At 58.0% G+C, this 26,915-nt stretch carries 20 protein-coding genes; 11 read left to right on the top strand and 9 right to left on the bottom strand.

From position 1 onward, the window contains the following. Positions 1-10: 10 nt before the first annotated feature. From AB5Y84_RS01075 to AB5Y84_RS01055, 5 genes are all read right to left on the bottom strand, one after another. A complete protein-coding gene (locus AB5Y84_RS01075; RefSeq protein ID WP_368176196.1) occupies positions 11-529 on the bottom strand; it encodes a GDYXXLXY domain-containing protein in 519 nt (172 codons plus the stop codon). Beyond that, positions 526-1,530: a DUF4401 domain-containing protein gene (locus tag AB5Y84_RS01070; protein ID WP_368176195.1), complete on the bottom strand. Its 1,005-nt coding sequence runs from the start codon at positions 1,528-1,530 to the stop codon at positions 526-528. Before AB5Y84_RS01070 ends, AB5Y84_RS01075 begins: the two co-directional genes overlap by 4 nt. Beyond that, positions 1,523-2,461, bottom strand: coding sequence for a DUF2157 domain-containing protein (locus AB5Y84_RS01065; protein WP_368176194.1), 939 nt, complete (start codon positions 2,459-2,461; stop codon positions 1,523-1,525). Before AB5Y84_RS01065 ends, AB5Y84_RS01070 begins: the two co-directional genes overlap by 8 nt. 162 nt (positions 2,462-2,623) lie before the next feature. Beyond that, positions 2,624-3,181: a TMEM165/GDT1 family protein gene (locus AB5Y84_RS01060; protein WP_005337386.1), complete on the bottom strand. Its 558-nt coding sequence runs from the start codon at positions 3,179-3,181 to the stop codon at positions 2,624-2,626. Between the two features lie 259 nt (positions 3,182-3,440). After that, on the bottom strand, positions 3,441-3,770 hold the full coding sequence (locus AB5Y84_RS01055) for a translation initiation factor (RefSeq protein ID WP_005337385.1): 330 nt from the start codon (positions 3,768-3,770) through the stop codon (positions 3,441-3,443). A gap of 119 nt (positions 3,771-3,889) precedes the next feature. Between AB5Y84_RS01055 and AB5Y84_RS01050 the strand changes: the two genes are divergently transcribed. From AB5Y84_RS01050 to AB5Y84_RS01040, 3 genes are all read left to right on the top strand, one after another. Continuing rightward, complete coding sequence (locus AB5Y84_RS01050; protein WP_005337384.1) at positions 3,890-4,117, top strand: FeoA family protein; 228 nt, start codon at positions 3,890-3,892, stop codon at positions 4,115-4,117. Between the two features lie 126 nt (positions 4,118-4,243). Next, on the top strand, positions 4,244-6,514 hold the full coding sequence (gene feoB, locus AB5Y84_RS01045) for a Fe(2+) transporter permease subunit FeoB (protein WP_368176193.1): 2,271 nt from the start codon (positions 4,244-4,246) through the stop codon (positions 6,512-6,514). Further along, a complete protein-coding gene (locus tag AB5Y84_RS01040) occupies positions 6,511-6,750 on the top strand; it encodes a FeoC-like transcriptional regulator (RefSeq protein ID WP_368176192.1) in 240 nt (79 codons plus the stop codon). The genes feoB and AB5Y84_RS01040 overlap by 4 nt, the downstream gene beginning before the upstream one ends. 94 nt (positions 6,751-6,844) lie before the next feature. Here the strand turns inward: AB5Y84_RS01040 and AB5Y84_RS01035 are convergent, their stop codons facing one another. Together AB5Y84_RS01035 and AB5Y84_RS01030 are read right to left on the bottom strand one after the other, a co-directional pair. Next, a complete protein-coding gene (locus AB5Y84_RS01035) occupies positions 6,845-7,495 on the bottom strand; it encodes a DUF2913 family protein (RefSeq protein WP_158114005.1) in 651 nt (216 codons plus the stop codon). Between the two features lie 98 nt (positions 7,496-7,593). Beyond that, positions 7,594-8,889 (bottom strand): DEAD/DEAH box helicase, encoded by a 1,296-nt coding sequence (locus AB5Y84_RS01030; protein ID WP_005337380.1) that lies wholly within the window; start codon positions 8,887-8,889, stop codon positions 7,594-7,596. 287 nt (positions 8,890-9,176) lie between these two features. Here AB5Y84_RS01030 and AB5Y84_RS01025 point away from each other — a divergent pair, with 287 nt between their 5' ends. Further along, entirely contained in the window at positions 9,177-9,755 is a 579-nt protein-coding gene (locus AB5Y84_RS01025) for an O-methyltransferase (protein WP_115521775.1), read from the top strand. Between the two features lie 76 nt (positions 9,756-9,831). Here AB5Y84_RS01025 and AB5Y84_RS01020 read toward each other — a convergent pair whose 3' ends face one another. Beyond that, the gene (locus AB5Y84_RS01020) at positions 9,832-11,247 is read right to left on the bottom strand and encodes an FAD-dependent oxidoreductase (RefSeq protein WP_101531289.1); all 1,416 of its coding nucleotides are present in this window, start codon (positions 11,245-11,247) and stop codon (positions 9,832-9,834) included. Between the two features lie 12 nt (positions 11,248-11,259). After that, a complete protein-coding gene (gene gltB / locus AB5Y84_RS01015; protein WP_368176191.1) occupies positions 11,260-15,717 on the bottom strand; it encodes a glutamate synthase large subunit in 4,458 nt (1,485 codons plus the stop codon). Between the two features lie 610 nt (positions 15,718-16,327). Here gltB and AB5Y84_RS01010 point away from each other — a divergent pair. The 7 genes from AB5Y84_RS01010 to AB5Y84_RS00980 all read left to right on the top strand — a co-directional run. Continuing rightward, positions 16,328-17,257, top strand: a complete 930-nt coding sequence (locus AB5Y84_RS01010) for a TIGR01212 family radical SAM protein (protein ID WP_042083735.1) — start codon at positions 16,328-16,330, stop codon at positions 17,255-17,257. A 377-nt stretch (positions 17,258-17,634) separates the two neighbouring features. Beyond that, positions 17,635-19,779 (top strand): type I secretion system permease/ATPase, encoded by a 2,145-nt coding sequence (locus AB5Y84_RS01005; protein WP_368176190.1) that lies wholly within the window; start codon positions 17,635-17,637, stop codon positions 19,777-19,779. Then, positions 19,772-21,205, top strand: coding sequence for an HlyD family type I secretion periplasmic adaptor subunit (locus AB5Y84_RS01000; RefSeq protein ID WP_005350982.1), 1,434 nt, complete (start codon positions 19,772-19,774; stop codon positions 21,203-21,205). The genes AB5Y84_RS01005 and AB5Y84_RS01000 overlap by 8 nt, the downstream gene beginning before the upstream one ends. 37 nt (positions 21,206-21,242) lie before the next feature. Beyond that, positions 21,243-22,568: a TolC family outer membrane protein gene (locus tag AB5Y84_RS00995; protein ID WP_043819337.1), complete on the top strand. Its 1,326-nt coding sequence runs from the start codon at positions 21,243-21,245 to the stop codon at positions 22,566-22,568. 135 nt (positions 22,569-22,703) lie between these two features. Further along, the gene (locus AB5Y84_RS00990) at positions 22,704-23,456 is read left to right on the top strand and encodes a transglutaminase-like cysteine peptidase (RefSeq protein ID WP_005350994.1); all 753 of its coding nucleotides are present in this window, start codon (positions 22,704-22,706) and stop codon (positions 23,454-23,456) included. 3 nt (positions 23,457-23,459) lie between these two features. Continuing rightward, the gene (locus AB5Y84_RS00985) at positions 23,460-25,385 is read left to right on the top strand and encodes an EAL domain-containing protein (RefSeq protein WP_042056178.1); all 1,926 of its coding nucleotides are present in this window, start codon (positions 23,460-23,462) and stop codon (positions 25,383-25,385) included. A 264-nt stretch (positions 25,386-25,649) separates the two neighbouring features. After that, on the top strand, positions 25,650-26,915 hold a 1,266-nt coding region (locus tag AB5Y84_RS00980), incomplete at its 3' end, for a retention module-containing protein (RefSeq protein WP_368176189.1).

Genomic DNA, 26,915 nt, shown 5'->3' with positions numbered 1-26,915 from the left:
CTCACTGCCGTTACCAGCGGGCGCGGATCTGCCCGATGGGCTGGTAGGCCTCATCCCGCAGCCCCACCAGCAGGGTCTTGCCATCCGCTTGCAGCCGGAACTCGCCGTAGCGGGCCGCTTCGTACTGCTCTCCTGTGCCCTCTTCAAAGAAGTAGGCATCGGGGCCGATCTGCCACTGCCGCTCGCTCTGGTGCACCTGCAATAGCCGTTCATCGCTGGCGAGCTGATCCGGTTTGCCATCGGCCACCAGACTGGCCACCTGATGGGCATCGAGGCGGATCACCAGGGTGTCGCTGCCCTTGTTTTGAGTAGTACGGGCGTCGCGGCTGGTCAGCTCGCGGGCAATTTCATAGTTGAGCCGCATGTAATCCCCCTGCATCAGAGAGCGGGGATCGACCGGAGCGAGCCGCAGCAGCACCACTTCGCCGCTGCTCATGGCGTGCTCATAGCGCCAAACCGTGGTATTGATGCCTGCCAGGATGGCGAGGCCGCTCAGCAACAGGGCGAGTTGTCGGGTCACAGGTTTCATGAGTCGCTCCTTGCCGCAAAGGTGGTGAGCAGCTGGCGGGCACCCATTAGCAGGATGCCGGAGCCAAGCAGCAGCCAGGATTTGGTCATCAGGGTGAGCCCAAGATCGTAGTAATAGAGCGAGCCATAACCGAGCAGCAGCAGGGCCGAGAGGGTCATCAGCCCCAGACTGCCGGCATAAAACCCGAGGATCAGCACCAGTGCGCCCGCACCCATGCCGGGGATGATGGCGCTGATCAGCACCAGTGGCAGGCCAAACAGCAGGGGGAGCCTCAGCTTCACCATCACCGCCAGCAGCAGGGCGGCGCAGATCAGCGGATTGAGCCAGAGCGGCAGGCGGGACAGCCCCAGCTCGTCCAGCACGCTGCTGCCGCCATCCCACAGCGGGTGGTGCAGACGGCCCAGCACCAGCAGGGAGAGGGCCAGCCCCAACGTGATGGAGTGGTAGAGCTGGTGGCGCTCTGGATCCCTATCTGCCCGCAGCCAGCAGAAGGTGATGGCCGCCATCACCAGCGGCAGGGCCAGCAGTTGCAACCCGAGGCAGGCGAGACCAAGGGTGAGCAGCAGGGCCGCCGCCACGCTGTGAAACAGCCGCACCAGCCAGTGATCGAACAGCACGGCGATGACAAGGGACAGCAGGCACAACCCAAACCAGAGCAGGGCGTGATGAAGGTCCAGCTGATCGAGCAGGCCATAGAGCAGCCAGGCATCGGCCGCCAGGGTGAGGGCCAGCACGAACTGATCCCAGAGATCGCCGCTTTGGCTGCGATTGAGGGCGTAGGCCCCCGCCAGCAGCACGGCCCCGAGCAGCAGGGCGCTGTTGGCCTCGCGGGTCAGCTGCTCGAAGGTGAGAAACAGGAAAAAGAGCAGGAACAGGGCGGCAATCCAGCCCACCAGCCCGAGCAGAAAGCGGCTCGACCAGTGGGGGGGGGTATCACGGGGCTGATCCCCTTCCACCAGATTGGCCTGTTGCAGCGCTTGCCAAAGGGTCAGATCACTCATGAGACCTCCGTTGTTGTTGCAGCCAGCGGGCGGCGGTGACAGAAAGGCCGATGGCAATCAGGCTCAGCAGCAAGAAGCCGTTGATGTCGGGCTCCATCCACTTGCCCAGTGCCGCGAGGATGACGGCAATCAGGCTGAGGCAACCCATGGCGAGTCCGGCGATAAATCTGTGGTGCCAAAGGGCATAGGCCGCAGCGAGCCAGCCAAGCCAGAGCGGCCACACCAGCGGGGAGGCGGCATCGAAGAGCGCCAGCAGGGTGAGCAGGGTGGTCCCCAGACCTGCGGCCAGACCCGCCAGCCAGCTTGGCATCAGGCGCCAGCGGTTTGGCGCCAGCAGAAGCAGAGCCCAGAGGGCGGCGTTGAGCAGGGTAAGGCACCAGCCCAATCCCTCTTCATCGAAGGTAAAGAAGAAGGTGAACAAACCGAGCCGCCAGTAGAGCACCAGCGCCAGCTGTCCGAGCAGCCAGCTCAAGGCCCAGAGCAGGAGGCTTTGGCCAAATACCGCCAGTGGCACCAGCATCAGCGCCCAGGTGGCGAACAGCTGCCAGGGATCGGCGCCGGTCTGGTAGGTCTGACCCACCAGCGCCAGCAGGGCGCCGATATTGAGGGCGATAGCGAGTAGCAGCGCCTGACGGGGGGTATCTCCCAGCGGTTTGCGCCACAGCAGAAGCAGCATGGCGAGCAGCGGTGCCTCCAGCAGGGCGAGGCGGGAGACCCGGCCCAGCTCTTGCCAGTTGAAGGCGACGAAGAAGATGAGGCCAGCCCCGATACAGAGGGCACCGAGCCAGAGCAGCAGCCGGTCAAACAGCCACTGCCAGCGCGCCGGATGGGGGGGAAGATCGGCGAGGGTCAGGGCGTCCGCCAGCTTCTCTGGCGCCAGCCGTCCTTGTTTGACCCATTCGAGAAGCGTCTCTCTTGATACGTTGTGCATGGGGGGACTCCGCGAGGTTTGTCCCATTATGGCATGAGGCACCCGCAACCGTGCACTGCCCTTGGCTCTGCGGCTGGTGGTTGCGACAGCGGGTTACGCAATAGATACAGCAGTAAACAAAAAGCCCTCCGAGGTGGAGGGCTTGGTCAGCGGAAAAGGCGATCAGGCAAAGATCAGGGTGCTCACCCCGAGGCCGACGAAGAGGATGGCGCAGGCGATGCGGATCCCTTTGAGCGGCAGCTTGTCTGCCCCCAGCTTGCCGATCAGCACCACAGGCACGTTGGCCAGCATCATGCCGAGGGTGGTCCCGGTAATGACCTGCACCAGCGAGTCATACTTGGCGGCCAGTAGCACGGTGGCAATCTGGGTCTTGTCGCCAATCTCGGCAATAAAGAAGAGCACGAAGGTGGCCATAAAGGGGCCGTATTTATCCAGCGAGCTCTCCTCGTCATCCATCTTGTCCGGCACCAAAATCCAGATAGCCATGGCGATAAAGGCGATGGCGACCAGCCAGGTCATTATCTTGGGATCGAGCCAGCGGCTGATGAACTCGCCAATCCAGGCAGCGCCCGCATGGTTGAGCAAGGTAGCCGCCAGCATGCCGGCGATGATGGGCCAGGGCTTGCGAAAACGGCAGATGAGCAGCAACGCCAACAGCTGGGTTTTATCGCCGATCTCGGCAATAGCGACGCTGAGGGTTGAGGTTAACAAGGCTTCCATAAAAATGACCGGGGGACGGAATTGTTATAAACCAAAGACAAGCCTTCGCCATCCGTCCCCGGTATTGGCACTGGCCCGTCAAAGGTCTTGTCAAATCCATGGCTGGCATGGATCACCCTGACCATGGTGATTTGGCACCAAGTATGTTGATCAGGGTCGTAAACCGGTATTCATGCAATGGATGGCACCGGTGTGCGAGACTACTCCCCCTCGATGGGAGCGGGCATTCTAGGGAAAAACCGCATGAGTGACAAGGGGATCAGCCACCCACCAGCTTGACGCTGAAACCGGCTTTCTCCAGCTCGGTTTTGATCAGGTCCCGTTTATCCCCCTGGATCTCGATAACGCCCTCTTTGATACCGCCTCCGGTGCCGCACTTTTTCTTGAGCAGGGTGGCCAGGGATTTTTGCTGATCGGCGGGTACGCCATGAATGGTGATCACCCCGGCACCCTTGCGCCCCTTGGTCTCGCGGCGAATGCGCACGGTGCCGTCGGTGGGGAAGGGGGAGGCGGATTGGGGAGCGCTCTGCTCCTTGATCATGCCGCCATCTGTGCTGTAAACGAGGCGGCTGTTGTTGTCGTGACTCATGGCAATACTTTATGGGTTAGCTAAGCGGAGTTTGATTTTACTCAAATAAAAGTTGAAGACACAGCTTATAATGCCCCAAGTAAAAGCGAATTATTATTGTTTAACTTCAGGAGTCAGTCATGGTACTCACGCAGTTGTCACCGGGACAGAGTGCTCGCATCAAGAATATGAATCAGCTCGCCCGGCCGCTGCGCCGCAAACTGATGGTGATGGGCCTGTTGCCCCAGACTGAAGTCATCTATCTGCGCTCCGCCCCCCTGGGGGACCCGCTCCAGATCCAGTGCCAAGGGATCTGTCTCTCCATGCAAAAGAGTCTGGCCCAGCAAATAGAAGTCGAGCCGGTATAACCCCCTGCTCGGCTGCCGCTTCGGTCAAGAAAGTCACCGGAAGCGGTTCAGAGACAAGAAGTCGAACCTGCAAAGCAGCTTGCCACACACGCGGCGGGTTCAGAAGAAAATAGAGGTAGAGCTGGTATGAATTATTCCCTGGTAACGGTAGGTAACCCCAATAGCGGCAAGACCTCCCTGTTCAACGCCCTGACTGGCGCCCGCCAGCAGGTAGGCAACTGGAGTGGCGTCACCGTCGACAAGAAGATGGGTGAGTTCAGCTCGGGTGAACATCACTTCAAGCTGATGGATCTGCCCGGCATCTATAGCCTGGCCAGTCAGGATGGCAGTCTGGACGAGCAGATCGCCAGCCGCTTTGCCCAGGGCCAACAACCCGACCTGCTGCTCAACGTCATCGACGCCGCCAATCTGGAGCGCTCCCTCTACCTCACGCTGCAACTGCGCGAACTGGGCCTGCCCATGGTGGTGGTGCTCAACAAGCTGGATATCCTGCAAAAGCGCCGCATCGTCATCGACGAGAGCAAGCTCGGCAAATCCCTCGGTTGCCCGGTGGTGGCCCTCTCTGCCCACAACAGCAAGCAGGTTGCCGCCTTCAAGCAGCAGATCCGGCAGTTTATCGGTCAGCCGCAAGCCGCCTTGCAGCTCGATTACGGCCACGAGCTTGAAACCGATCTGGCGGAGCTGGAGACCCTGCTCGCCCCGCATCACCTCACTACCCGTGGCCGCGCCCTGCGCCTGCTGGAAGAGGATGCGGTGATGCAGGAGACCCTGCTGCCCGGTCAGCAGGCGGCTGCCGCCAATGTAGTGGCTCGCGCCCATCAGGGACAGGATATCGACCTGCAACTGGCGGATATTCGCTACGGCCATATCCACCAGTGGGTACAACAGGCTCGTCAGCAGAAGGGCAAGCTCACCGAGGCCCAGAGCGAGTGGCTGGATCGGGTGCTGCTCAATCGCTGGATTGGCATCCCCTTCTTCCTGTTTGTCATGTACCTGATGTTCCTGTTTGCCATCAACGTTGGCAGCGCCTTTATCGACTTCTTTGACATCATGGGCGGCGCCCTGTTTGTCGATGGGGTGCACCACCTGCTGGGGCTGGTCAATGCCCCCGAGTGGCTGGGCGCCATTCTGGCGGACGGCTTTGGCGTTGGCTTGCAGACGGTGGCCACCTTTATTCCGGTGATTGGCTGCCTCTATCTCTTCCTCGCGGTGCTGGAGAGCTCCGGCTATCTGGCCCGTGCCGCCTTCGTGGTGGATGCCCTGATGCGCCGACTCGGCCTGCCGGGCAAGGCGTTCGTGCCGATGCTGATGGGCTTTGGCTGTACCGTCCCCTCAGTGATGGCTACCCGTACCCTCAACTCCGAGCGGGAGCGGCTGATGACCTCCGCCATGGCCCCCTTCATGTCGTGCGGTGCCCGTCTGCCGGTTTACGCCCTGTTTGCGGTGGCATTCTTCCCCGAGTCTGGCCAGAACCTGGTGTTCGGTCTCTACCTCATCGGTATTGTGGTGGCGGTGCTCACCGGCCTGTTGCTGCGCAGCACCCTGCTGCCGGGCAAGAGCGACTCCATGCTGATGGAGATGCCGGATTACGAGTGGCCGCGTCCGGTCAACGTTGCCATCAAGACCTGGCAGAAGCTCAAATCCTTCGTCTTTGGCGCCGGTAAAACCATCGTACTGGTGGTAGCCGTGCTGAGCGTGCTCAATTCCCTGGGTACCGATGGCAGCTTTGGCCATCAGGAGCAGGAGAGCTCGGTCCTGAGCAAGATAAGCCAAGCGGTGACCCCGGTGCTGCACCCCATAGGTGTACGCGATGACAACTGGCAGGCCACAGTCGGTATCGTCACCGGTATCTTCGCCAAAGAGGCGGTGGTCGGGACCCTCAACAGCCTCTACGCCGGTGGTGGCGATGCAGAGGAGGAGAGCGAGTTCTCGCTGGTGGCCAGCTTCCACGAGGCGATCGATGCCGTGGCGGCCAATCTGGCGGAGATCAACCCGAGCGACCCCATGGGGCTTGATGTTGGCAACCTCGACGACCAGAAAGCTGCCGCCGAGGCGCAGGAGGTGGATGTCTCCACCTACGGCAACATGCAGACCCACTTCGACGGGGCGGCCGGTGCCTTTGCCTACCTCTTGTTCGTGCTGCTCTACATGCCTTGCGCCGCCGCCATGGGCGCGCTGGTGCGGGAAACCGGTCGTCAGTGGGCGCTGATGACGGCGGTATGGTGCAACTATATGGCCTTTATGTGCGCCACCCTCTTCTATCAGGTGGCGACCTTCGCCGCTCACCCGGAGCAGAGCCTGTTCTGGATCGTCAGCTACGGCCTCTCTCTGGGACTGCTCTGGTGGGCCGGTCGCCGTCACGGTGACATCGTTGCCCGCAAGGTGGTGACCTTATGATCCTGCGCGAGCTGGGGGATTACCTCGCCGCGCAGCAGAAGGTGAGCCGGCGTGATCTGGCTCGCCACTTCCACACCTCGGAAGATGCGGTGGAGGCCATGCTCGGCGTCTGGATGCGCAAGGGGCGGGTCATCAAGCGCGAGAGTCGGGTCTGTGGTGGCAGTTGCTGCGGCAATAGCGAGGAGGTGATGTTCGAGTGGTGTGACGCGGGCCAGATTGGCATCAAGATCCGCTAAACGACTACCCAACCTCATCACCAAAGATCGAACAATAAAAAACGGCAGACCCTGCGCAAGGGTCTGCCGTTTTTATTGCTGAAAACAGGCGAGGTCAGGCGCTCTGGCGAGCTTCGCTCAGCAGTGCCAGCGCCGGTTGGGCGTTGTCTGGCATCAGCCGGTAGGCCTTGTGATGTTTGACCAGGGTGGTCTTCTTGTTGCCCTGGCTCAGCAGCAGGCCGTGCTTGAAGGCCGCCTCAGCCAGCACCTTCTCGTCACCGCGCACATAGAGGGTGAGGGGTTTGACAAGCTCACCGTCCTCGATATGGCCTTCATATTCGCTATGGCTTACCACCAGACTCGCCTGACCGCCCGATTGCAGGCGCAGCTTGGCGTTCACTTCGCTCTCGGTCAGCACCAGCCAGCCTGCCGCTGAGAGCTCCTCCAGCAGGGCCGCCAGCTTGGCCCCCAGTTGCTGCGGATTGGTCATGGCGCACTGGTATTGGAAGGCGATGCGCTCCAGCAATCCCTTGAGATCGGCGCCCGCACCCAGCGTGCGGCCAAGCTGCACCCAAGCTTTCAAATCTTCCATCACCAGACGGGAGAAGCGCTTCTCTTTGAGGGAGTCAGCCATCCAGGTGCAGAGAAAGTGGCTCTCTTGCGCCGGAGTGCGCTTGCCCGCCTTTTGCTCGGCGGTGCGGGCCAGTTCGGCCAGGCTTTGAGTGGCCATCTCGAGCAGGGCCTGATTGTAGGTAGGAGAGGTCATAAGCAATCCTTGAGTTGGCCACCAGGGGTCAACACCGATGACAGAGATGGCAAAGGCGCCAGTGGCGCCTTTGCGGTTCAATAGAGCAACTGCCCGCCTTATTTCGGCTGACGGGGCTTCTTGGCGGCGGCCAGACGCTTGAGGCGCTGACCCTGCAGCTTGGCTTCGGCCATCACCTGGGCCACGGCGTTATCTTCACGCTGCGGGCGCTTGCCGAAGCGGCGACGCTCCTGCAACTGCTTGATCAGCTCGTCACGGCTGCTCACCTCATAGCCCGGCACCATGATGCGGCGGATCTTCTGGCCGATCAGGGCCTCGATCTCCAGCAGGGTACGCTCCTCTTCACGGCTGACGAAGGAGATGGCCATGCCGCGCTTGCCGGCACGACCGGTACGGCCGATGCGGTGCACGTAATCTTCCGCCAGGAACGGCAGATCATAGTTGACCACGTATTCCAGATCCGGAATGTCCAGACCACGGGCGGCCACTTCGGTGGCGACCAGTACCCGTACCTTGCCTTCCATGAATTCGCGCAGGGCGCGGCGACGGTTGCCCTGGGCCTTCTCGCCATGGACCACGGCGGACTTGATGCCGTCGAGGTTCAGCTCCTCGACCAGCACATCACAGCTCTCGCGGGTACTGGCGAACACCAGCACCTGCTGCCAGTTCTGCTTGCCAATAAGCTCTGAGAGCAGCTCGCGCTTGCGCTTCTGCTCGACCGGATAGACGGTGTGGCTGACGGTGTCGGCGGTGGAGTTCTGCTTGTTGACGCTGACGATCTGCGGTCTGTCCAGCATCAGGTTGGCCAGCTTCTTCACCGCGTCAGAGAAGGTGGCGGAGAAGAGCAGGTTCTGACGGGTCTTGTTGACCGCTTGCAGGATCTTCTGCACATCGGCACTGAAGCCCATGTCGAGGATGCGATCCGCTTCATCCATCACCAGACACTCGACGCCGGAGAGGCTGAGGTTGCAGGCGGTGAGGTGCTCCAGCAGACGGCCCGGGGTGGCGACAATGATGTGAGCGCCCGCTTTGAGCTTCTTGGCCTGCACGTCCTGCTTGCCACCGCCGACGATGGTGATGGTGGTGATATCGAGATACTTGGCGAAGTCATTGATGTTGCTCGCCACCTGAGCCGCCAGCTCGCGGGTCGGGGTCAGGATCAGCACCCGGGCGTTGGAAGGCTGGACCGGAGCCGGATTGTCTACCAGACGCTGCAAGATGGGCAGGGCGAAGGCGGCGGTCTTGCCGGTACCGGTCTGGGCGCTGGCCAGCACATCGCGGCCACGGCGAATGGCCGGGATCGCCTGTTGCTGCACAGGGGTCATCTCCTGATAACCGCAATCTGAGACAGCACGCAAAATCTCGGGGGCAAAATCGAACGATTCAAATCTCATAATGGGTTCCTGTGTTCCAGCTGGGCTGTGTTTGGCTTGGTTAGCTCGGCATGAGCGAGACGGAGGTTGTAACCACCGACGGCTGCGCCTGACATCAAGTCAGAGAGTGAGCCGGAAAATGGCGGGCGCGAAGTGTAACAGATAGACGTCACAAATTCTGCCTCAAATGGTTGTCCTTTTCTCATCCTTTGTGGTGTGAATGGCGGTTGAAAGCAATCATTTGACTCCCAAATGTCAAGCCAAGAGGAGTGGGCGAACAGTTTTGGGTAAGGACGAAAGGGATATCGATGGAACTGGAACAGTTAAAACGCCAGCTGGAGCAGCTTGGCGAGCGCAATGACAGCATGCAGCAGGCACGCCACCGCAAGCTGCTCAATATCACCCGCGACACGGGGGAGTTGCTGTCAGTGCTGGTGCAGACCCGTGGGGCGCAGGCGGTGCTGGAGATTGGCACCTCCAATGGTTACTCCACACTCTGGCTGGCAGAAGCGGTGCGTCGGCTGGAGGGGCACGTTACAACCATTGAGCTGGATGAGGATAAGCGCGTGCTGGCCCATGACAACTTTCAGCAGGCAGAGTTGGCCCCCTGGGTAACCTTGCTGGCAGGGGATGCGGGCGAGTTGCTACCGACCTTGCCGCAAGGCGGCTATCAGCTCATCTTCCTCGATTCGGATCGTCAGCACTACCGGGCATGGTGGCCGCAGATCCGCCGCCTGCTGGCACCCCGTGGCCTGCTGGTGGTCGACAACGCCATCTCCCATCGCAGCGAGATGGTGGAGTGGATGAACGAGGTCGGGCAGGATCCGGCCTTTGCCACCTCGCTGGTGCCGGTCGGCAAGGGGGAGTGGCTGGTGGTGCGTTTGTAGGGGGGGAGCTACAAAAAATCAGCCCCGCATGGGCGGGGCTGATTGTGAAAGCGCATCAGGGTCTTGGTAGGTCGGATCAGACCGCCAGATAGTCCATGATCCCTTCGGCCGCTTTGCGCCCTTCGTAGATGGCGGTCACCACCAGATCGGAGCCACGCACCGCGTCGCCACCGGCGAACACTTTGGGGTTGCTGGTCTGGAAGGCGTATTCGGCCTGCTCGCGGGCCTTGATGCGATCCCGGTTGTCGAGCTCGATGCCGAACTCCGCCATCCAGGGTTGGGGGTTGGGTTGGAAGCCAAACGCCATCACTACCGCATCGGCAGCCAGCACCTGCTCTGAACCCTCGATGACCACCGGATTGCGGCGGCCATTGGCATCGGGTTCACCCAGCTCGGTGCTCACTACTTTGATGCCGACGGTGCGACCGCTGGCATCCAGCTCGACCGCCACCGGCTGCAGGTTGAACATGAATTCAACCCCCTCTTCGCGGGCGTTTTTCACCTCCCGCTTGGAGCCCGGCATGTTCTCCTCGTCGCGGCGATAGGCGCAGATCACCTTGTCAGCCCCCTGACGGATGGCGGTACGTACACAGTCCATGGCGGTATCGCCGCCGCCCAGCACCACCACCTGCTTGCCGGCGAAGTCGATGTAGTCGGCTTGCGCCTTCTCGAACCCCAGCAAGCGGTTGGCGTTGGCGATGAGGTAGGGCAGGGCGTCATAGACTCCCGGCGCCTCTTCGTTGGCAAAGCCGCCCTTCATGTACTTGTAGGTACCGACCCCGAGGAAGACCGCATCGAACTCGCCGAGCAGGTCGGCGAAGGTGATGTCCTTGCCCACCTCGGTCTCGAGACGAAACTCCACGCCCATCCCCTGGAAGATCTCGCGGCGACGCTGCATCACCTCTTTTTCCAGCTTGAAGGAGGGGATACCGAAAGTGAGCAGGCCACCGATCTCCGGATACTTGTCAAACACCACCGGGGTGACGCCGTTGCGTGCCAGCACATCGGCACAGGCGAGACCCGCTGGGCCGGCGCCGATGACGGCGACCCGCTTGCCGGTCTTGACCACGTTCGAGAGATCGGGCTTCCAGCCCATCTCGAACGCCTTGTCGGTGATGTATTTTTCGATGTTGCCGATGGTCACCGCGCCGAAGCGATCGTTGAGGGTGCAGGAGCCCTCACAGAGGCGATCCTGCGGGCAGACCCGACCGCATACTTCCGGCAGGCTGTTGGTCTGGTGGGAGAGCTCCACCGCCTCCAGAATGCGCCCCTCTTTGGCCAGTTTCAGCCAGTTGGGGATGTAGTTGTGAACCGGACACTTCCACTCGCAGTAGGGGTTGCCGCACTCGAGGCAGCGATCCGCCTGCATCTGTACCTGCGGCTGATTGAAGGACTCGTAGATCTCCACAAACTGGATTTTGCGGATCTTGAGCGGCTTCTTGGGCGGGTCGACCCGCTGGACATCGATAAACTGAAATACGTTCTGGCTCATAGGGTTCCCTCCTTATTGCGCCTGGATTCTGAGTTCTGCACTGGAACGGCTGGTGTGACCCAGCAGCGATTTCACGTCGCTGGACTTGGGTTTGATCAGCCTGAACTTGGGCACATAGGAGTCGAAGTTGGCCAGGATCTCCTCGGCGCGCGAGCTGCCGGTCTCATTGAGGTGCGCCGTGATGATGCCGCGCAGGTGCTCCTGATGGATGGCGAGATCCGCCACGTCCAGCAGTTCCACCAGCTCGGGGTTGGTGCGCTTGGCGAAGTTGCCGCATTCGTCGAGCACGTAGGCAAAGCCGCCGGTCATACCCGCCGCGAAGTTGACGCCGGTCTGACCGAGCACGGTGACGATGCCGCCGGTCATGTATTCACAACCGTTGTCGCCAATTCCCTCGACCACCGCCAGCGCGCCGGAGTTGCGCACCGCGAAACGCTCGCCGGCAGTGCCTGCGGCGTAGAGTTTGCCGCCGGTGGCGCCGTAGAGGCAGGTGTTGCCGATGATGGCCGCTTCATGGGACTTGAACGCCACGCCGACATGGGGCTTGATCACCAGCTTGCCACCGGTCATCCCCTTGCCCACGTAGTCGTTGGCGTCACCGGTGAGGATCATCTCGAGGCCGCCCGCGTTCCAGACGCCGAAGCTCTGGCCCGCGGTACCGTTGAAGTGCACCTTGACCGGATCCACCGCCATCCCCTGATTGCCGTGACGTTTGACGATCTCGCCCGAGAGGCGCGCACCCACCGAGCGGTCGGTGTTGCGAATGTCGTAGCGGAACTCGCCACCGCTTGAGGTTTCCACCGCATCCAGCAGATCTTCCACCATTTTCAGGTTGAGCGGCCCCTTGTCGAAGGTGGGGTTGTGCTGCTGGCTGAACAGGCTGGAGCCTGCAGGTGCTACCGGACGGGCCAGAATGCCAGAGAGATCCAGCTTGGCCTGACGAGCGGTGATGCCGGGCAGGGCTTCCAGCAGATCGGTGCGGCCAATCAGGTCGGTCAGCTGGGTGACGCCGAGCTGGGCCATCAGCTCGCGGGTCTCTTCGGCGATGAACTTGAAGTAGTTCATCACCATCTCCGGCAGGCCGGTAAAGTGCTCGCGACGCAGCTTCTCATCCTGAGTGGCAACGCCGGTGGCGCAGTTGTTCAGGTGGCAGATCCGCAGGTATTTGCAACCGAGCGCCACCATGGGGCCGGTGCCAAAGCCGAAGCTCTCGGCGCCGAGGATGGCCGCCTTGATGATGTCCAGACCAGTCTTGAGACCGCCATCCACCTGCAGCCGCACCTTGTGGCGCAGACCGTTGGCGACCAGCGCCTGTTGGGTCTCGGCCAGACCCAACTCCCACGGGGAGCCGGCATATTTGACCGAGGTGAGGGGGCTCGCGCCAGTGCCGCCGTCATAACCGGAGATGGTGATGAAGTCGGCATAGGCCTTGGCCACGCCGCAGGCGATGGTGCCGACACCGGGCTCGGAGACCAGTTTCACCGACACCAGACAGCTCGGGTTGATCTGCTTGATGTCGAAGATGAGCTGGGCCAGATCCTCGATGGAGTAGATATCATGGTGTGGCGGCGGCGAAATTAGGGTCACGCCGGGCACGGAATAACGCAGCTGGGCGATCTGGGCAGTCACCTTGTCACCGGGCAGCTGGCCACCTTCGCCGGGCTTGGCACCCTGAGCCACCTTGATCTGCACCACATCGGCGTTCATCAGGTAGTGGGGGGTGACGCCAAAGCGGCCGGAAGCCACCTGCTTGATGCGGGAGTTTTTCTCGGTACCGAAGCGCTTGGGATCTTCGCCACCTTCGCCGGAGTTGCTCTGACCGCCGAGGCGGTTCATGGCGACAGCCAGTGCTTCGTGGGCCTCAGGGCCGAGGGCACCGATGGACATGGCGGCGGAGTCAAAGCGGGGGAACAGCTTGTCGGCTGGCTCAACCTGATCCAGTGCGACCGGATTGTCGACCTTCTTCAGCGCCAGCAGGTCACGCAAGGTAGAGACCGGGCGCTCGTTGACCAGACGGGCGTACTCCTTGTAATCGGCATAGTTGCCGGAGCGCACCGCGGTTTGCAGGGTCTGCACCACATCCGGGTTGTAGGTGTGGTACTCGCCGCCGTGCACGAACTTGAGCAGGCCGCCGTGGGCAAGGGGCTTGCGGGCCAGCCAAGCCTGACGGGCCAGCTTGAGCTGATCCTGCTGGATGTCGGCAAAATCGGCACCCTGAATACGGCTCGATACGCCGCGGAAGCAGGTATCGACCACCGACTTGGCCAGGCCCACCGCTTCGAACAGCTGGGAGCAGCGGTAGCTGGCGACCGTGCTGATGCCCATCTTGGACATCACCTTGTAGAGCCCCTTGTTGATGCCGTTGCGGTAGTTGACCATGGCCTGGCGCAGGGACATGGTGAGCACGCCCTCTTCAACCTGTTTGGCCAGGGTTTCGTAGGCCAGATAGGGGTAGATGGCGGTCGCGCCGAAGCCCAGCAGCACCGAGAAGTGGTGCGGATCGCGGCAGCTTGCGGTCTCCACCAGAATGTTGGCGTCGCAGCGCAGGTTGTTGTCCACCAGGGTGCGCTGCACCGCGCCCACCGCCATGGCGGCCGGGATCGGCAGGGTGTCGGCGCTGATATCGCGATCCGACAGCACCAGCAGCACGGTGCCACTCTTTGCGGCGGTTTTTGCCTCCTCGCAGATACGCAAGATAGCCGCTTCCAGCCCCTCTTCGGGCTTGAAGTTGAGGCTGATCACCTGATGACGGTAGTACTCACCTTCCAGTGCCAGCAGCTGGTGGAAGTCGGAGTAGAGCAGGATCGGCGACTGGAACAGTACCCGGTGGGCGTGGCCGAAGGTCTCGTTGAAGACGTTCTGCTCGCGACCGATACAGGTGGCCAGCGACATCACGTGGTTCTCACGCAGCGGATCGATGGGCGGGTTGGTCACCTGGGCAAACATCTGGCGGAAGTAGTCATAAAGGGTGCGCGGGCCGGAGGAGAGCACCGCCATCGGGGTATCATCCCCCATGGAGCCGACCGCTTCCTGACCGTTTTCACCCAATACCCGGATGATCTGATCCAGCTCCTCGAAGGAGTAGCCAAACAGCTTCTGATAGGTTTTCAGCTGGTCGTCGGAGAACTCGCGGCTACCGGTCTGGCTGTCGTCCATCTGCTCGAAGGGGACCAGTCGGCGGCAATGTTTATCCATCCACTGCTTGTAGGTGTGACGGTTTTTGAGATCGTCATCGATCTCGAAGCTGGTCCACACCTTGCCGTTGCTGGTATCCACCACGAACAGCTCGCCTGGGCCGACCCGGCCCTTCTCCAGCACTTCGTCCGGGGTGTAGTCCCAGGTGCCGACCTCGGAGGCGAGGGTGATGAACTTGTCCTTGGTGATGACGTAGCGGGCCGGACGCAGACCGTTGCGATCTAGTGCGCAGGTGGCGTAGCGACCATCGGTCATGACGATACCGGCTGGGCCATCCCACGGCTCCATGTGCATGGAGTTGAAGTCGTAGAAGGCGCGCAGGTCGTCATCCATGTTCGGGTGTTTTTGCCATGCAGGCGGGATCAACAGGCGCATGGCGCGGAACAGGTCCATACCACCGGCGAGGAAGAGATCCAGCATGTTGTCGAGGCTGGAGGAGTCAGAGCCGGTGGTGTTGACGAAGGGGGCAGCTTCCTGCAAATCGGGGATCAGCGGCGTCGCAAATTTGTAGCTGCGCGCTTTGGCCCACTGGCGGTTGCCGGCGATGGTGTTGATCTCGCCGTTGTGGGCCAGATAGCGGAACGGCTGGGCTAGCGGCCAGCGCGGGCTGGTGTTGGTGGAGAAACGCTGGTGGAAGACGCAGATGGCCGCCTGCATACGGATGTCGGCGAGATCCAGATAGAAGCGCGGCAAGTCCACCGGCATGCACAGCCCTTTATAGACGGTGACCAGGTTGGAGAGGCTGACCACATAGAAGTAGTCGTCGTTGACGCGCTTTTCGATGCGGCGACGCACGATATAGAGGCGGCGCTCGAGATCCTTGTCGACCCAGCCGGGCGGGGCGTTGACAAAGACCTGTTCAATGCTGGGCAGGGAGGCTTTGGCGATGGTACCCAGTACGTTGGTATCGACGGGCACCTTGCGCCAGCCGACCAGACTCAGGGTCTCTTTTTCCAGCTCTTCATCGATGATGTCGCGGGTCTGCTGGGCCAATACGGGGTCAGGGTTGAGAAACAGCATGCCGACCGCATAGTTGCGGCCAAGGTGCCATCCCTTCTCCTCGGCGACAGCTCTGAAGAAGCTGTCCGGTTTTTGCAGCAGCAGACCGCAACCATCGCCGGTCTTGCCATCGGCGGAGATCCCGCCGCGGTGCTGCATGCGAGCCAATGCTGACATCGCGAGACGGACAAGCTTGTGGCTGGCTTCCCCTTCCATGTGGGCCAACAGGCCGAAGCCACAGTTATCCCTCTCCAGCTTTGGATCATATAGTGACATTGCATTTCTCCCTTGCTCGGCCTTGTATCGCACAGTCATCACCTGACTGCATAAATTGCGATTGGCTCTTGTGGTTCCGTCTGCCTGACGTGGCGAATCTCCAAACTAATGGGATTTTCTGGCGAGGTCAATCGCAGGTCAGGTTTGTCTTCATGGTTACATTCGCATAACAAAATGTCGGGTTAGGGGGATTCTCTCGCAGTTATGGAGTGTTTATTCTGTGTGGTTTGATTTTGTTGGTTAAATATATCGCCATTGACGGGCTCAATGGTGCGCTCGGCGACGATGGGCGAATGTAGTAATTTTACCAACCCGATGTGGCCGACAGCGGAAGGGATCACATTTTCAATATCCCATGCTTGCAATTGTGTGCTGTCGGGTCTCTTTGAATTTTTCATTGTTCAACAGTGGGTTATCAGGTCTCATTTTCATATGGATGTTTACTGTTTGAATCGTCAAAGAACTGTAAAAATCCTTTTTTTGCGCTTTTTCTCTATATTTATTCAAAATTGGTCGGGTATTTATATGTTTACCCTCTCCGCGAGCTTGATCCAGCTCAGCCCCTGTTTTGCGCAAGCTCGTACAATGGCGCTCCTTTAGCGGAGGTGTCATGCAGTTACACGAACTCGTCAATACATTCGGTCAGGATCTCAAGCAGCGTCATGGTCAGAAGATCCACAAACTCTCCATCCACGGGGCCTTCACCTGCCCGAACCGTGACGGCACCCTGGGCCGTGGTGGCTGCACCTTCTGCAACGTATCCTCTTTTGCCGACGAGTCGGCTCAGCAACTCTCCGTGGTGCAACAACTGCTGGCTCGCCGGGACGAAGTCACCCGTGCCAAGCGCTATCTTGCCTATTTTCAGGCCTATACCAGCACCTATGCCGAGGTCGAATATCTTCAGCGGATGTATGAAGAGGCGCTGTCAGTGAGCGATATGGTGGGGCTCTGCGTGGGCACTCGCCCCGATTGCGTACCGGATGCGGTGCTGGATCTGTTGGCGGGCTATCAGGCCCGGGGCTACGAGGTGTGGCTGGAGCTCGGGCTGCAAAGTGCCAACGACAAGACCCTGCAACGGATCAACCGCGGCCACGGTTATGCCGCCTATGAGGATGCGGTAAGACGTGCCCATCAGCGCGGCATCAAGGTATGTGCTCATCTGATCGTCGGCCTGCCGGGCGAAGTGCCGATGGACAGCCTCGATACCCTGCATCGCATCGTTGAGACCGGCGTGGAGGGGATCAAGTTGCATCCGCTTCATGTGGTTGAGGGTAGTACTCTTGGCAAGGCATGGCAGGCGGGGCGCCTTGAGGTATTGACGCTGGAGCAGTATGTGGAGGCGGCCGTTGCCATGATCCAGCACACGCCGCCCGAGGTGGTGTATCACCGGATTTCGGCCTCCGCGCGCCGTCCGACTCTGTTGGCGCCAGCCTGGTGTGAAAACCGCTGGACGGCCATGGCGGACATTGCCAAAGCACTCTCATTGAACGGCCCGCAAGGTCACGCGTTGGGCAGACCCTTCATACTTCCTGACCTATAATTGAGCGCCAGATTATTATTTTCACGTAAAACATAGGGTTATATAAAAAACTTCATACCCTAAACTATAGTTTTGGTACGTGCCGGTTGATATAGTGGTGCGCCATAATAAATGTCATTATCAATTAACTCCGACATTCACCCTGATTGCAGTGTTAGCATGGTGTTGATGAGCCGATTATTTTTACCAATAACGAACCATGCCACCATTGCTGCTGTGCCGGGAAATTGGCGATGAGTGTCGCGATCTATCTGGACAGGTTTATCCCCTGATCAGTCTCATCAGCGGGAAGGCCACTCGGTTTTAGCGTGGCTATAGCAGGGAAATATGAGCGATGAACGCTCTTATCTACCTCATTTATGCAGTGACAGGATGCTATGCAAGCAGAAACAAGTTGTATTGATGAGTTATTGGAGTGTCTGGTCTTTTTGACCCGTTTTTATGGTGTGCCCAACAGTCAGGATGCCCTGACGACCGGGTTGCCACTGGTCTCCGGACGCCTGACAACCGCACTCTTTTGCCGTGCTGCCGAGCGGGGCGGGTTATCCGCCCGTGAAGTGATCCAGCCACTGGCCGATATTTCTCCCTTGCTGCTGCCTTGCGTATTGCAGATGCGCAGTGGTGGCGCCTGCATTTTGCTGGAGTGGAACGAAGATCGCAGCCAGGGGAAAGTGATTTTCCCGCAGGCTGGTGATGCCGCGCAATGGCTGACCGCAGCCCAATTGGGTGATGAGTATCTGGGGCGCCTCTTCTACGTGAAGAAGCAGTTCAAGTTTGACGAGCGCTCTCCCAAGGTACTGGAAACCCGTGATGGACACTGGTTCTGGAGCACCTTGTTCGAATCCCGCGGTATCTATCGCGATGTGCTGATCGCCTCCATTCTGATCAACCTGTTTGCCATTGCCAGCCCTCTTTTCACCATGAACGTCTATGACAAGATTGTGCCCAATCTGGCGTTTGATTCGCTCTGGGTGCTGGCGGTCGGGGCCATGGTGGTCTTTACCTTCGATTTTGTGATGCGGCAGTTGCGCAGTTACTTTATCGATATCGCTGGCAAAAAGTCTGATGTGCTACTGTCTGCCAAGATTTTCGCCAAGGTGATGGGCATGCGGATGGAATCTCGTCCCGCTTCCACTGGCGCGTTCGCCAAACATCTGCAGGAATTTGAATCGGTGCGGGAGTTTTTCACCTCCGCAACGGTTTCTACTCTTATCGATCTGCCCTTTGCCGTCTTCTTCCTTTTTATTATCTGGATGTTTGCCGGTGTGATGGTGGTGGTTCCCATCGTCGCCATGCTGATCCTCATCGCCTACAGCCTCTATATTCAGGAGCCCCTCAAGCAGTCCATCGAAGAGGGGTCACGCTTGGCGTCCCAGAAGAACGCCAACCTGATTGAAAGTATTTCCGGGCTGGAAACCGTCAAGATTTTCGGCGCCGAGAGCATGTTCCAGCATCGCTGGGAGCAGGCCGTCTCCCATATTTCCACCTGGGGCGTACAGACCCGCCGCATTACCAACTCCATGTCCTCGCTGGCCAGCTATATCCAGCAGGTGGTGACGGTCGGTCTGGTGATCGTCGGTGTTTACCAGATCTCCGAAGGTTTGGTCACCATGGGGGGCATGATTGCCGCCGTGATGCTCTCCAGCCGCGCCATTGCGCCCATGGTGCAACTCTCCGTGTTGTCGACCCGTTATAACCAGGCCAAGTCAGCACTGGATATTCTGGAAAAAATCATGCAAACCCCGGGGGAGCAGGAGGAGGGCAAGCAATATATCCATCATCCGGTGATTGCCGGTCGCATTGAATTTGAAAATGTCTCCTTCAAATATCCGGGAATGGAAACCAGCACCCTGCACAATATCAATTTGCGCATTCAGCCGGGCGAAAAGGTGGCGATTATCGGCCGGATTGGGGCGGGTAAAACGACCCTCGAGAAGCTGTTGATGGGGTTGTATCGACCGACCGATGGCTCGGTGCGTATCGACGGTTTTGAACTCGATCAACTGCCCCCCGCGGTGATCCGCCGCAATATTGGTTGTGTCCCGCAAGATGTCATTCTTTTCTTTGGCTCGGTGCGGGACAACATCATGCTGGGTAATCCGCTGGTGGATGATGTGAGAGTCTTACGCGCCGCCAAGCGGGCGGGTGTCACCAACTTTACCAACCGGGATCCCAACGGGCTGGATCGGCAGATAGGCGAGGGTGGCCGTCAGCTTTCCGGTGGCCAGCGTCAGTCGATCCTGCTGGCACGTGCCCTGCTCAATGATCCCCCCATTCTGGTGATGGATGAGCCGACCTCCAACATGGACAACCAGTCCGAAATGCAGGTCAAACAGGAGCTTGCCAGACTGGGCCCGGAAACCACATTGATCCTCATCACTCACAAAACCTCGATGCTGGATGTGGCATCGCGAGTGATCGTCATCGAGCAGGGGCAGATCGTTGCTGATGGCCCCAAAGAGGTAGTGTTGCAGCAGTTGAAGGAAGGCAAGGTGCGCGTGCAGGAGGTGTCCCATGGTTAAGGGGCTCATGGACTGGTTCAAGCGCAGCAAAAAGACGCCTTCCGGCGAGGTATTGCCGGCACCCGAGCATCTGGAGTTTGTCGATGACGGCGCTGCAGCTGTGCTGCTGACCACGCCGACGGGAGCTCGTATCCTGCTATGGTGCTGTTTCCTCTTTTTCATGAGTGCCATCGTCTGGGCTGCCTGGGCCGAGCTGGATGAAGTCACCGTGGGTCAGGGCAAAGTTATTCCATCCCGTCAGCTGCAGGTGATCCAGAACCTGGAAGGGGGGATCGTCAAAGAGATCTTCGTCAAAGAGGGGGATATAGTCGAAAAGGGGCAGCCGCTGCTGCGTATTGATGACACCCGTTTCCGCTCCGACTTTAGAGAACGGGAGCAAGAGGTGGTCACCCTCAAGGGGGATGTGGCCCGTCTGCGCGCCGAGATGGCCAGCGTCGAGGTGAAAAACGACCCGGCACTGGGGTGGCGTGAGCAGGTCGTGGTAGGCGAAGCGCCAATCCAGTTCCCCGATGGTTATGAAACCGTCTTTGCCGAATATGCGCACCGTGAGCGCTCTGTACAGCGGGATCGCCTCAATAACCTGAAGAACCAGCTCTATATTCTTGGTCAGCAAATCGAACAGAAAGAGCAGGAGCTGATTGAACTGAATGCCAAGATCCGCACCGTGAATCGCAGTGTGGATTTGGCCAGACAGGAACTGAATATTAGCCGTCCGTTGGCGAAAGAAGGTATAGTGCCTCAAGTGGAGCTAATCAAGCTGGAGCGGCAGGTCAACGAGATGCAGGGGGAGCTGGAGAGCAACCGTCTGCTGATCCCAAAACTCAATTCGGTACTGCGTGAGACCATCTCCAAGCGTAATGATATTGCGCTGAAGTTCAGAGCAGACTCCCAGACTGAACTGAATGAGAAACAGGGGCGGCTTGGCCAGCTGTCAGAAGGGCAGGTTGGCTTGCGAGACAGGGTCGACCGGACCAGCGTGATTGCTCCGCTCAAGGGCACCATCAAGAAACTCAAGATCAACACCCTGGGCGGCGTGGTTCAGCCCGGCATGGATTTGATGGAGATTGTGCCGTTGGAGGATACCTTGCTGGTAGAAGCCAAGGTGTCACCGAAAGATATCGCCTTCCTGCGACCGGGGCTGGATGCCATCGTCAAAATTACTGCCTATGACTTTACAATCTATGGAGGATTGCATGGCAAGGTTGAACAGATAAGTGCGGATTCGATCCAGGATGAGGAGGGGAACTCCTTTTATCTGGTTCGGGTTCGAACAGAGAAGAGTTACTTGGGCGATGAGCTTAACGCACTTCCCATCATCCCCGGTATGTTAGCCAGTGCTGATATCATTACTGGTAAAAAAAGTGTCCTAGACTATTTGCTTAAGCCGATTTTACGGGCAAAGCAGTCGGCACTGAGAGAACGATAAGCCAACAATCTAAAAACAAAACATGACTGGAGATAACATGAAAAAAACGATTGTTGCCATGCTGGTCAGTGGCTGCATCCTGATCCCTAGTTTGGGTCAGGCCCAGACTCTGGAAGAGTCGGTGGCACAGACACTTGCTACGCATCCCAAGATCAAGGAAGCGTTTGATCTGTATCAGGCACGACTCTATCAGCATGATGGAGCCAAGGGTGGCTATTATCCTACGATCGATCTGCGTGGTGGCGTAGGCTATGAAAAAACTGACAGCCCTTCTACCCGTGCTGCCAGTGCCAACAGCAATATTGATGATTCCATGACTCGCAAGGAGGCTGGACTCAGTCTGCGGCAAATGTTGTTTGATGGCTTTGATGTCAGCAACAACGTCTCCAGAACCGAAGCTGAAGCCAATGCCCAGCGTCTGGCGATGATCTCCGAAGCTGAAAATACCGCGCTGCGAGTGGCTGAGGTCTACCTCAATATGCTGCGCCAGCAGGAGATCCTGGAGCTTTCCAAACAAAACCTGGAAACCCACGAACAGATCCGCAGCGACATCAGCAAGCGGACTGATTCAGGGCTTGGCTCTACTGCGGATCAGACCCAGATTGAAGGTCGTGTTGCCCGGGCCTATTCAAATCAGGCCGCTGCCGAAAACAACTATCGCGACGCAGAGAGTGAATTTATTCGTGTCGTGAACGAGGTACCAAAAGATCTGGTACAGCCGGTTCCCAATACCGAGCTTATCCCGGCCAGCCTCGATAGTGCGCTGAAAACGGCGACCGAAGTCCACCCGACCCTGCTCTCTTCCCTGCAGGATATCGAAGCGGCCAAGTATCAACATGAAGGCGCCAAATCCGGTTTCTACCCGAATGTAACATTCGAGGTCGATCAGAACTGGAATGAGGATATCGATGCGGTCAAAGGGCGCAACGATGATCTGACCGCAATGGTGCGCATGCGTTACAACCTGTTCCGTGGCGGTTCTGATGTGGCAGAGAGCAATGCAACATCGGCGCTCTACTCTCAGGCGAAAGACATTCACTTGAATGCGTTTCGCCAGGTTGAGGAAGGCACTCGTCTGGCCTGGAACGCGAAAGAGTCGCTGGCCAAGCAAAAGACCTTCCTGAAAGAGCATGTTGACGCCAGCTATGACACCGTACAGGCGTACAAGAAGCAATTTGGGTTGGGTCAACGGACATTGCTGGACGTATTGAACACCGAGAACGAACTGTTCGAGGCGCGTCGCAGCTATATCACTGCCGAGTATGATGCACTGCTGGCGGACTATCGCATTCTCAACGCGACAGGCAGCCTGCTCAATGCATTTAGCGTCAAACAACCCGCTGAATGGCAGGCCAGGCAATAACCGTTTGTTCATGATCCCGTAGGGATCATGAACGCCAACATGGTGACTGCTGCTGGCAGTCACCATGTTTGGCTAACGCAGGTTGTTGTACGGGCTTTGAGGAGTGCAGCAGTAATAATGCATCAGGAATATGACGTGACACTCCAGCGTGGTACCGGTAGCAGATGGTGTTATCTTCTCAATGAATGGAGATACCGATCGCTACGCGCTTTGCGCCACTCCTTATGGATCCTGCTGTTACCCTTCTCACTTCTGCTCTGTGCCAGCCAGCCTCTGCCACAGGAAGATCTCAACTTGATCAAGCGGGCGGAGCAGACCTATGGCGCCAGAGCCGGCAAGCGTGTAACCAGTTGGCGTATGTTGGTCATGGAGACGAAGGGCAGGGCCCTGAGCGAAGAAAAAAAGCTTGAGCGGGTTAATAATTTTTTCAATCGGATGCGTTTTATTGACGATATCAAGTTGTGGCGCAAAAAGGATTATTGGGCAACCCCGCTGGAATTTTTGGGAGCCGCCGGGGGAGACTGTGAAGATTTCAGTATCGCCAAATACTCTACGCTGCTCGAGCTTGGGATCCCTGATGATAAAATGCGGATGGTGTACGTCAAGGCTCTTGATTACAACCAGTTTCACATGGTGGTGGCATATTATGAGACACCCTCTTCCGTTCCGGTGATTTTGGATAATTTGATAGGCTCGATACGCCCTGCCACACAGCGGCGTGATCTGGTGCCTATTTACAGTTTTAACGGTAGTCACTTGTGGTTGATGAAGGCACGAGGCCAAGGGGAACTGGCTGGTCAATCATCCCGCTTGGGATTATGGAATGATTTACGCAATCGCATGACCTCGGGGCGATTGGCTCGGCCAGTGGTGAATTTGGATGATTAACCTATGACGCTCTATCGACAGTTATTAGCTACCATGCTGCTGCTGTTTGGATTGTTATTTGCGGCCACATACTGGGTGCAATTCAATTCAACCCGCACTTATCTGGCGCAGCAACAGGAAACAACGGTCATCAATACGGCAACCTCACTGGGGCTTGCGCTCACCCCCTATCTGGAAAACGGTGACAAGGTTGGTGCCGAGTCGGTGATCCAGGCCATTTTTGATGGTGGCTATTATCGACTGGTTCGCCTTGATCTGCTGGCATCAAAGGATGTCATCGAGCAGGAAAATACCAACAATATTCAGGGGGTACCGCGGTGGTTTGTAAATTTGGGACTGTTTCCTGAGGTATCCAACGAGTCAATTCTGACGTCTGGCTGGTTGCAGCTTGGAAAATTAAAAGTAGTGGGTCACCCCGGCCAGGCTTATTACGAGTTGTGGCGTGGGATGAGTGAGCTGGCGAGCTGGTTTCTGGTCGGCTTTTTGATCACCACCATTTTGTTGATGAGAGCACTCAACTACTTGCTAAAGCCACTCAAACAGATCTGTGATCAAGCCGTCGAGATTGAGCTGCACCATTTCGGTCATACGATCCCGGAGCCTAAAACCCATGAATTGAAGCAGGTCGTTCAGGCGATCAACACCCTCTCAAGCAAGTTGGCGTTGCAATTTAAAGAGCAAGCCGATGAGGCCGAGAAATTGCGTGAGCGGGTTTATGTCGATGCCGTATCGGGACTTGGCAACCGAGCCTATTTTGTGGGTCAGGTAAACGCATGGATAGCAGAGGCAGGCCAAGGTGGCGTCATGCTGGTTGCGGTCGACATGCTGGATGATATCTATCGCGATGAAGGCTTTGCTGCCCGCGACAACATGGTCAAATCGATAGCTCAGGCTTTGAAAGAGCAATTAAAAGGGTGGGATGGCGCAGCCTTGGCACGGATCTCCGCGACGGAATATGCGCTGCTCTGTCCAACTGACGATCTGACTCAGCTAAAAGAGCTGGCTGAAGTGATTAATAGCCGCATTGCCGATCTGGTGGTGAATCCAATGGGCGAAGGGGATGCGCTCTCCGTCATCGGTATTGCCGGTCGTGATGGTAATGATGATCTCTCTGCCTTGTTGACCAAAGCCGATAATGCGCTTGGCAAGGCGCGCAATGAACGCCGTGGTGCTGTGGTGATGGAAGGGGGGACCGAGCAAGGTTTGATGGGGCGTTTGGCCTGGCGAGATCTGGTACAAGATGCCATTTCACGACAACTTTGGCGCTTCAAAGCCCAACCAGCTTGCCGGTTTGATAATGGAGCAAGGTTGCATGCCGAGCTATTTGCTTCTATCTCTCGGGATGGCACAGATTATTTTGCCGGTCAGTTCTTGCCCGCGATTGAACAGTTCAAATTGGGTGGCGAGTTTGACCAAGCGGTGCTTGATGCTTGCGTTCCATTACTGCAAAAACAGTCTGATCTGGTACTGGCGATCAACATCACTGCTGGCTCGCTCTGCTCGGATGAGTTTTTAACCTGGCTGACGCGCTATTTGACCGAGCATGCAGAGCTCAAAGAGCGGTTGTTATTTGAAATACCTGAAGCTGCCATCATGAAACATAAAGACAACGTGGCTGCGTTGGTGGGCACCTTGCAAGCTCATGGCTTCCAGTGGGGGGTTGACCACTATGGTCGTCACTTCCAGTCTCTGGGCTATCTGGAGGAGTTGTCGCCGGCTTATGTCAAGGTTGATCACGGTTATACCAGTCAGGTCATGGAGCCGGGGGCTGACACCTCATTCCTGGCTGCAGTGTGTCGCGCCGCACACAATGCCGGTGTGACCACCATTGCTACCCGCGTCGAGGATCAACATCAAGTGGAACTGCTTTCCAAGTTGCATATCGATGGTTACCAGGGATTTGTTCATCCTGCCTTCCCATTGTCTTGAATTAAATGCTGGAAATGGCCCCGATAGGGGCCTTTTTTATACCAGTCACTTCTCTTTTCGCCATTTTTCTATAACCAACTCAAGGTCAGCCTTGAATGGGGCTGTGTCTAGGGTTCTGATTTGTATTAAGAAATTCCAACTCTTCGATTTTTTTTCCGTCCATTTGTTGAATTCCTCTCGAACGTACGCTTTTTTGCAACGGAACAGCGCGCTATCTCCTTCTACGGTGTAGACATCAAGATCTGTCACCTTGGAGCAATGGATATGCGTACCCAAATCATCGACAAGTCCGTGGTTGTCTCAGCTATAGAAGGCAATGTGGAGATTGTGCTGGCTGATGGAAGCAGCCGCCCTCTGCAAAAAGGGGAAATCCTCCAACCCGGAGCAAAATTGGCCATAGCTGATGACGCCAAGCTGGCTCTTTCCCCTTATGACGATACTCCAGCATCGGATGTTCCGGCCGGTTCCGAGTCCGCTGAACCTGCTCAACCGCAAGTGGCGGCCAGCCAGGAAGGTGCACCTTCAGATATTGCCGCATTGCAAGAATCGATTCTGCAGGGTGTTGACCCGACTCAAAACTTTGAGGCTTCTGCTGCTGGTGGGGCTCCAGCGGCCGGTGGTGGTGGCGGTATTGGTGGAGTTGCGGGGGCCAGTGGTAATGGTGGTTTCGTCACAATTGATCGAACTGGCGATGCCACGATAGCGGCTGCAGGGTTTGATACCACCTATCAGTCCGAGCCGTTTATCAACACTGAACAAGCAGCTGAACCGCTGCTGGAGCCAGAGCCGCTGGAGAATATCCTGCTAGATGAAAGCGAGGTCATTTCGCTTGATGAAGATAGCTCTGCAAGCGGTAATCTACTGGCAAACAGTTCCAACCCCGATGGTCCGCAGGCTGCCTCTATCATCAGTTACAGCTGGGGGAGCAACATAGACGTACCTGCCAGCGTGTCGTCGACTCTGACAGGAATTGGCACGCTGATCATCAATAGTGATGGTTCTTTCACCTTTACCCCGGCTCCTGATTATTCCGGAGCCGTACCTACCGTGAGTTATGTGGTTACCGATGGCACTGATATCGTCACGTCAACCTTGACGCTGATAGTGACTCCACAAGGTGACATCGATTTCAACGCTGAGGCCCTGAATGCGGGTGCGACCGAAACGGATGGCACGGTACAGGTGCTGCTGACCAACACAGTGAGTATCAGTGATGGCGATGGTTCAGAGACCTGGACCAGCCTGGTGTACACCTTCGACAACTTGCCGGAGGGGGCCACTGCGGTGGGTGGCACTTTGGTGGGTAGCGTCCTGACAGTGAACGTGGTGGCGGGGGCATTGCCGCCGGCGTTCGGTCTGGTGTTCCCGGCGGACTATTCGACTGCAGGCGTGGCGGGTAGTACCAGCAACAGTGGCGCGCCTATCAGTTACACCGTGGTGGCGACCACCAATGAAGGCACGGCCAACAGCAGTGGCACGGTCACTATCGGAGTGGAAGGGGATATCAGTGTCAGCGCCACCAACCTGGTG

The organism is Aeromonas sp. s11, from assembly GCF_040907945.1.
Lineage (GTDB): Bacteria > Pseudomonadota > Gammaproteobacteria > Enterobacterales > Aeromonadaceae > Aeromonas > Aeromonas veronii.
Note: the sequence above shows the minus strand (reverse complement) of the source record. Positions and strands in the feature narration are given on the sequence as shown.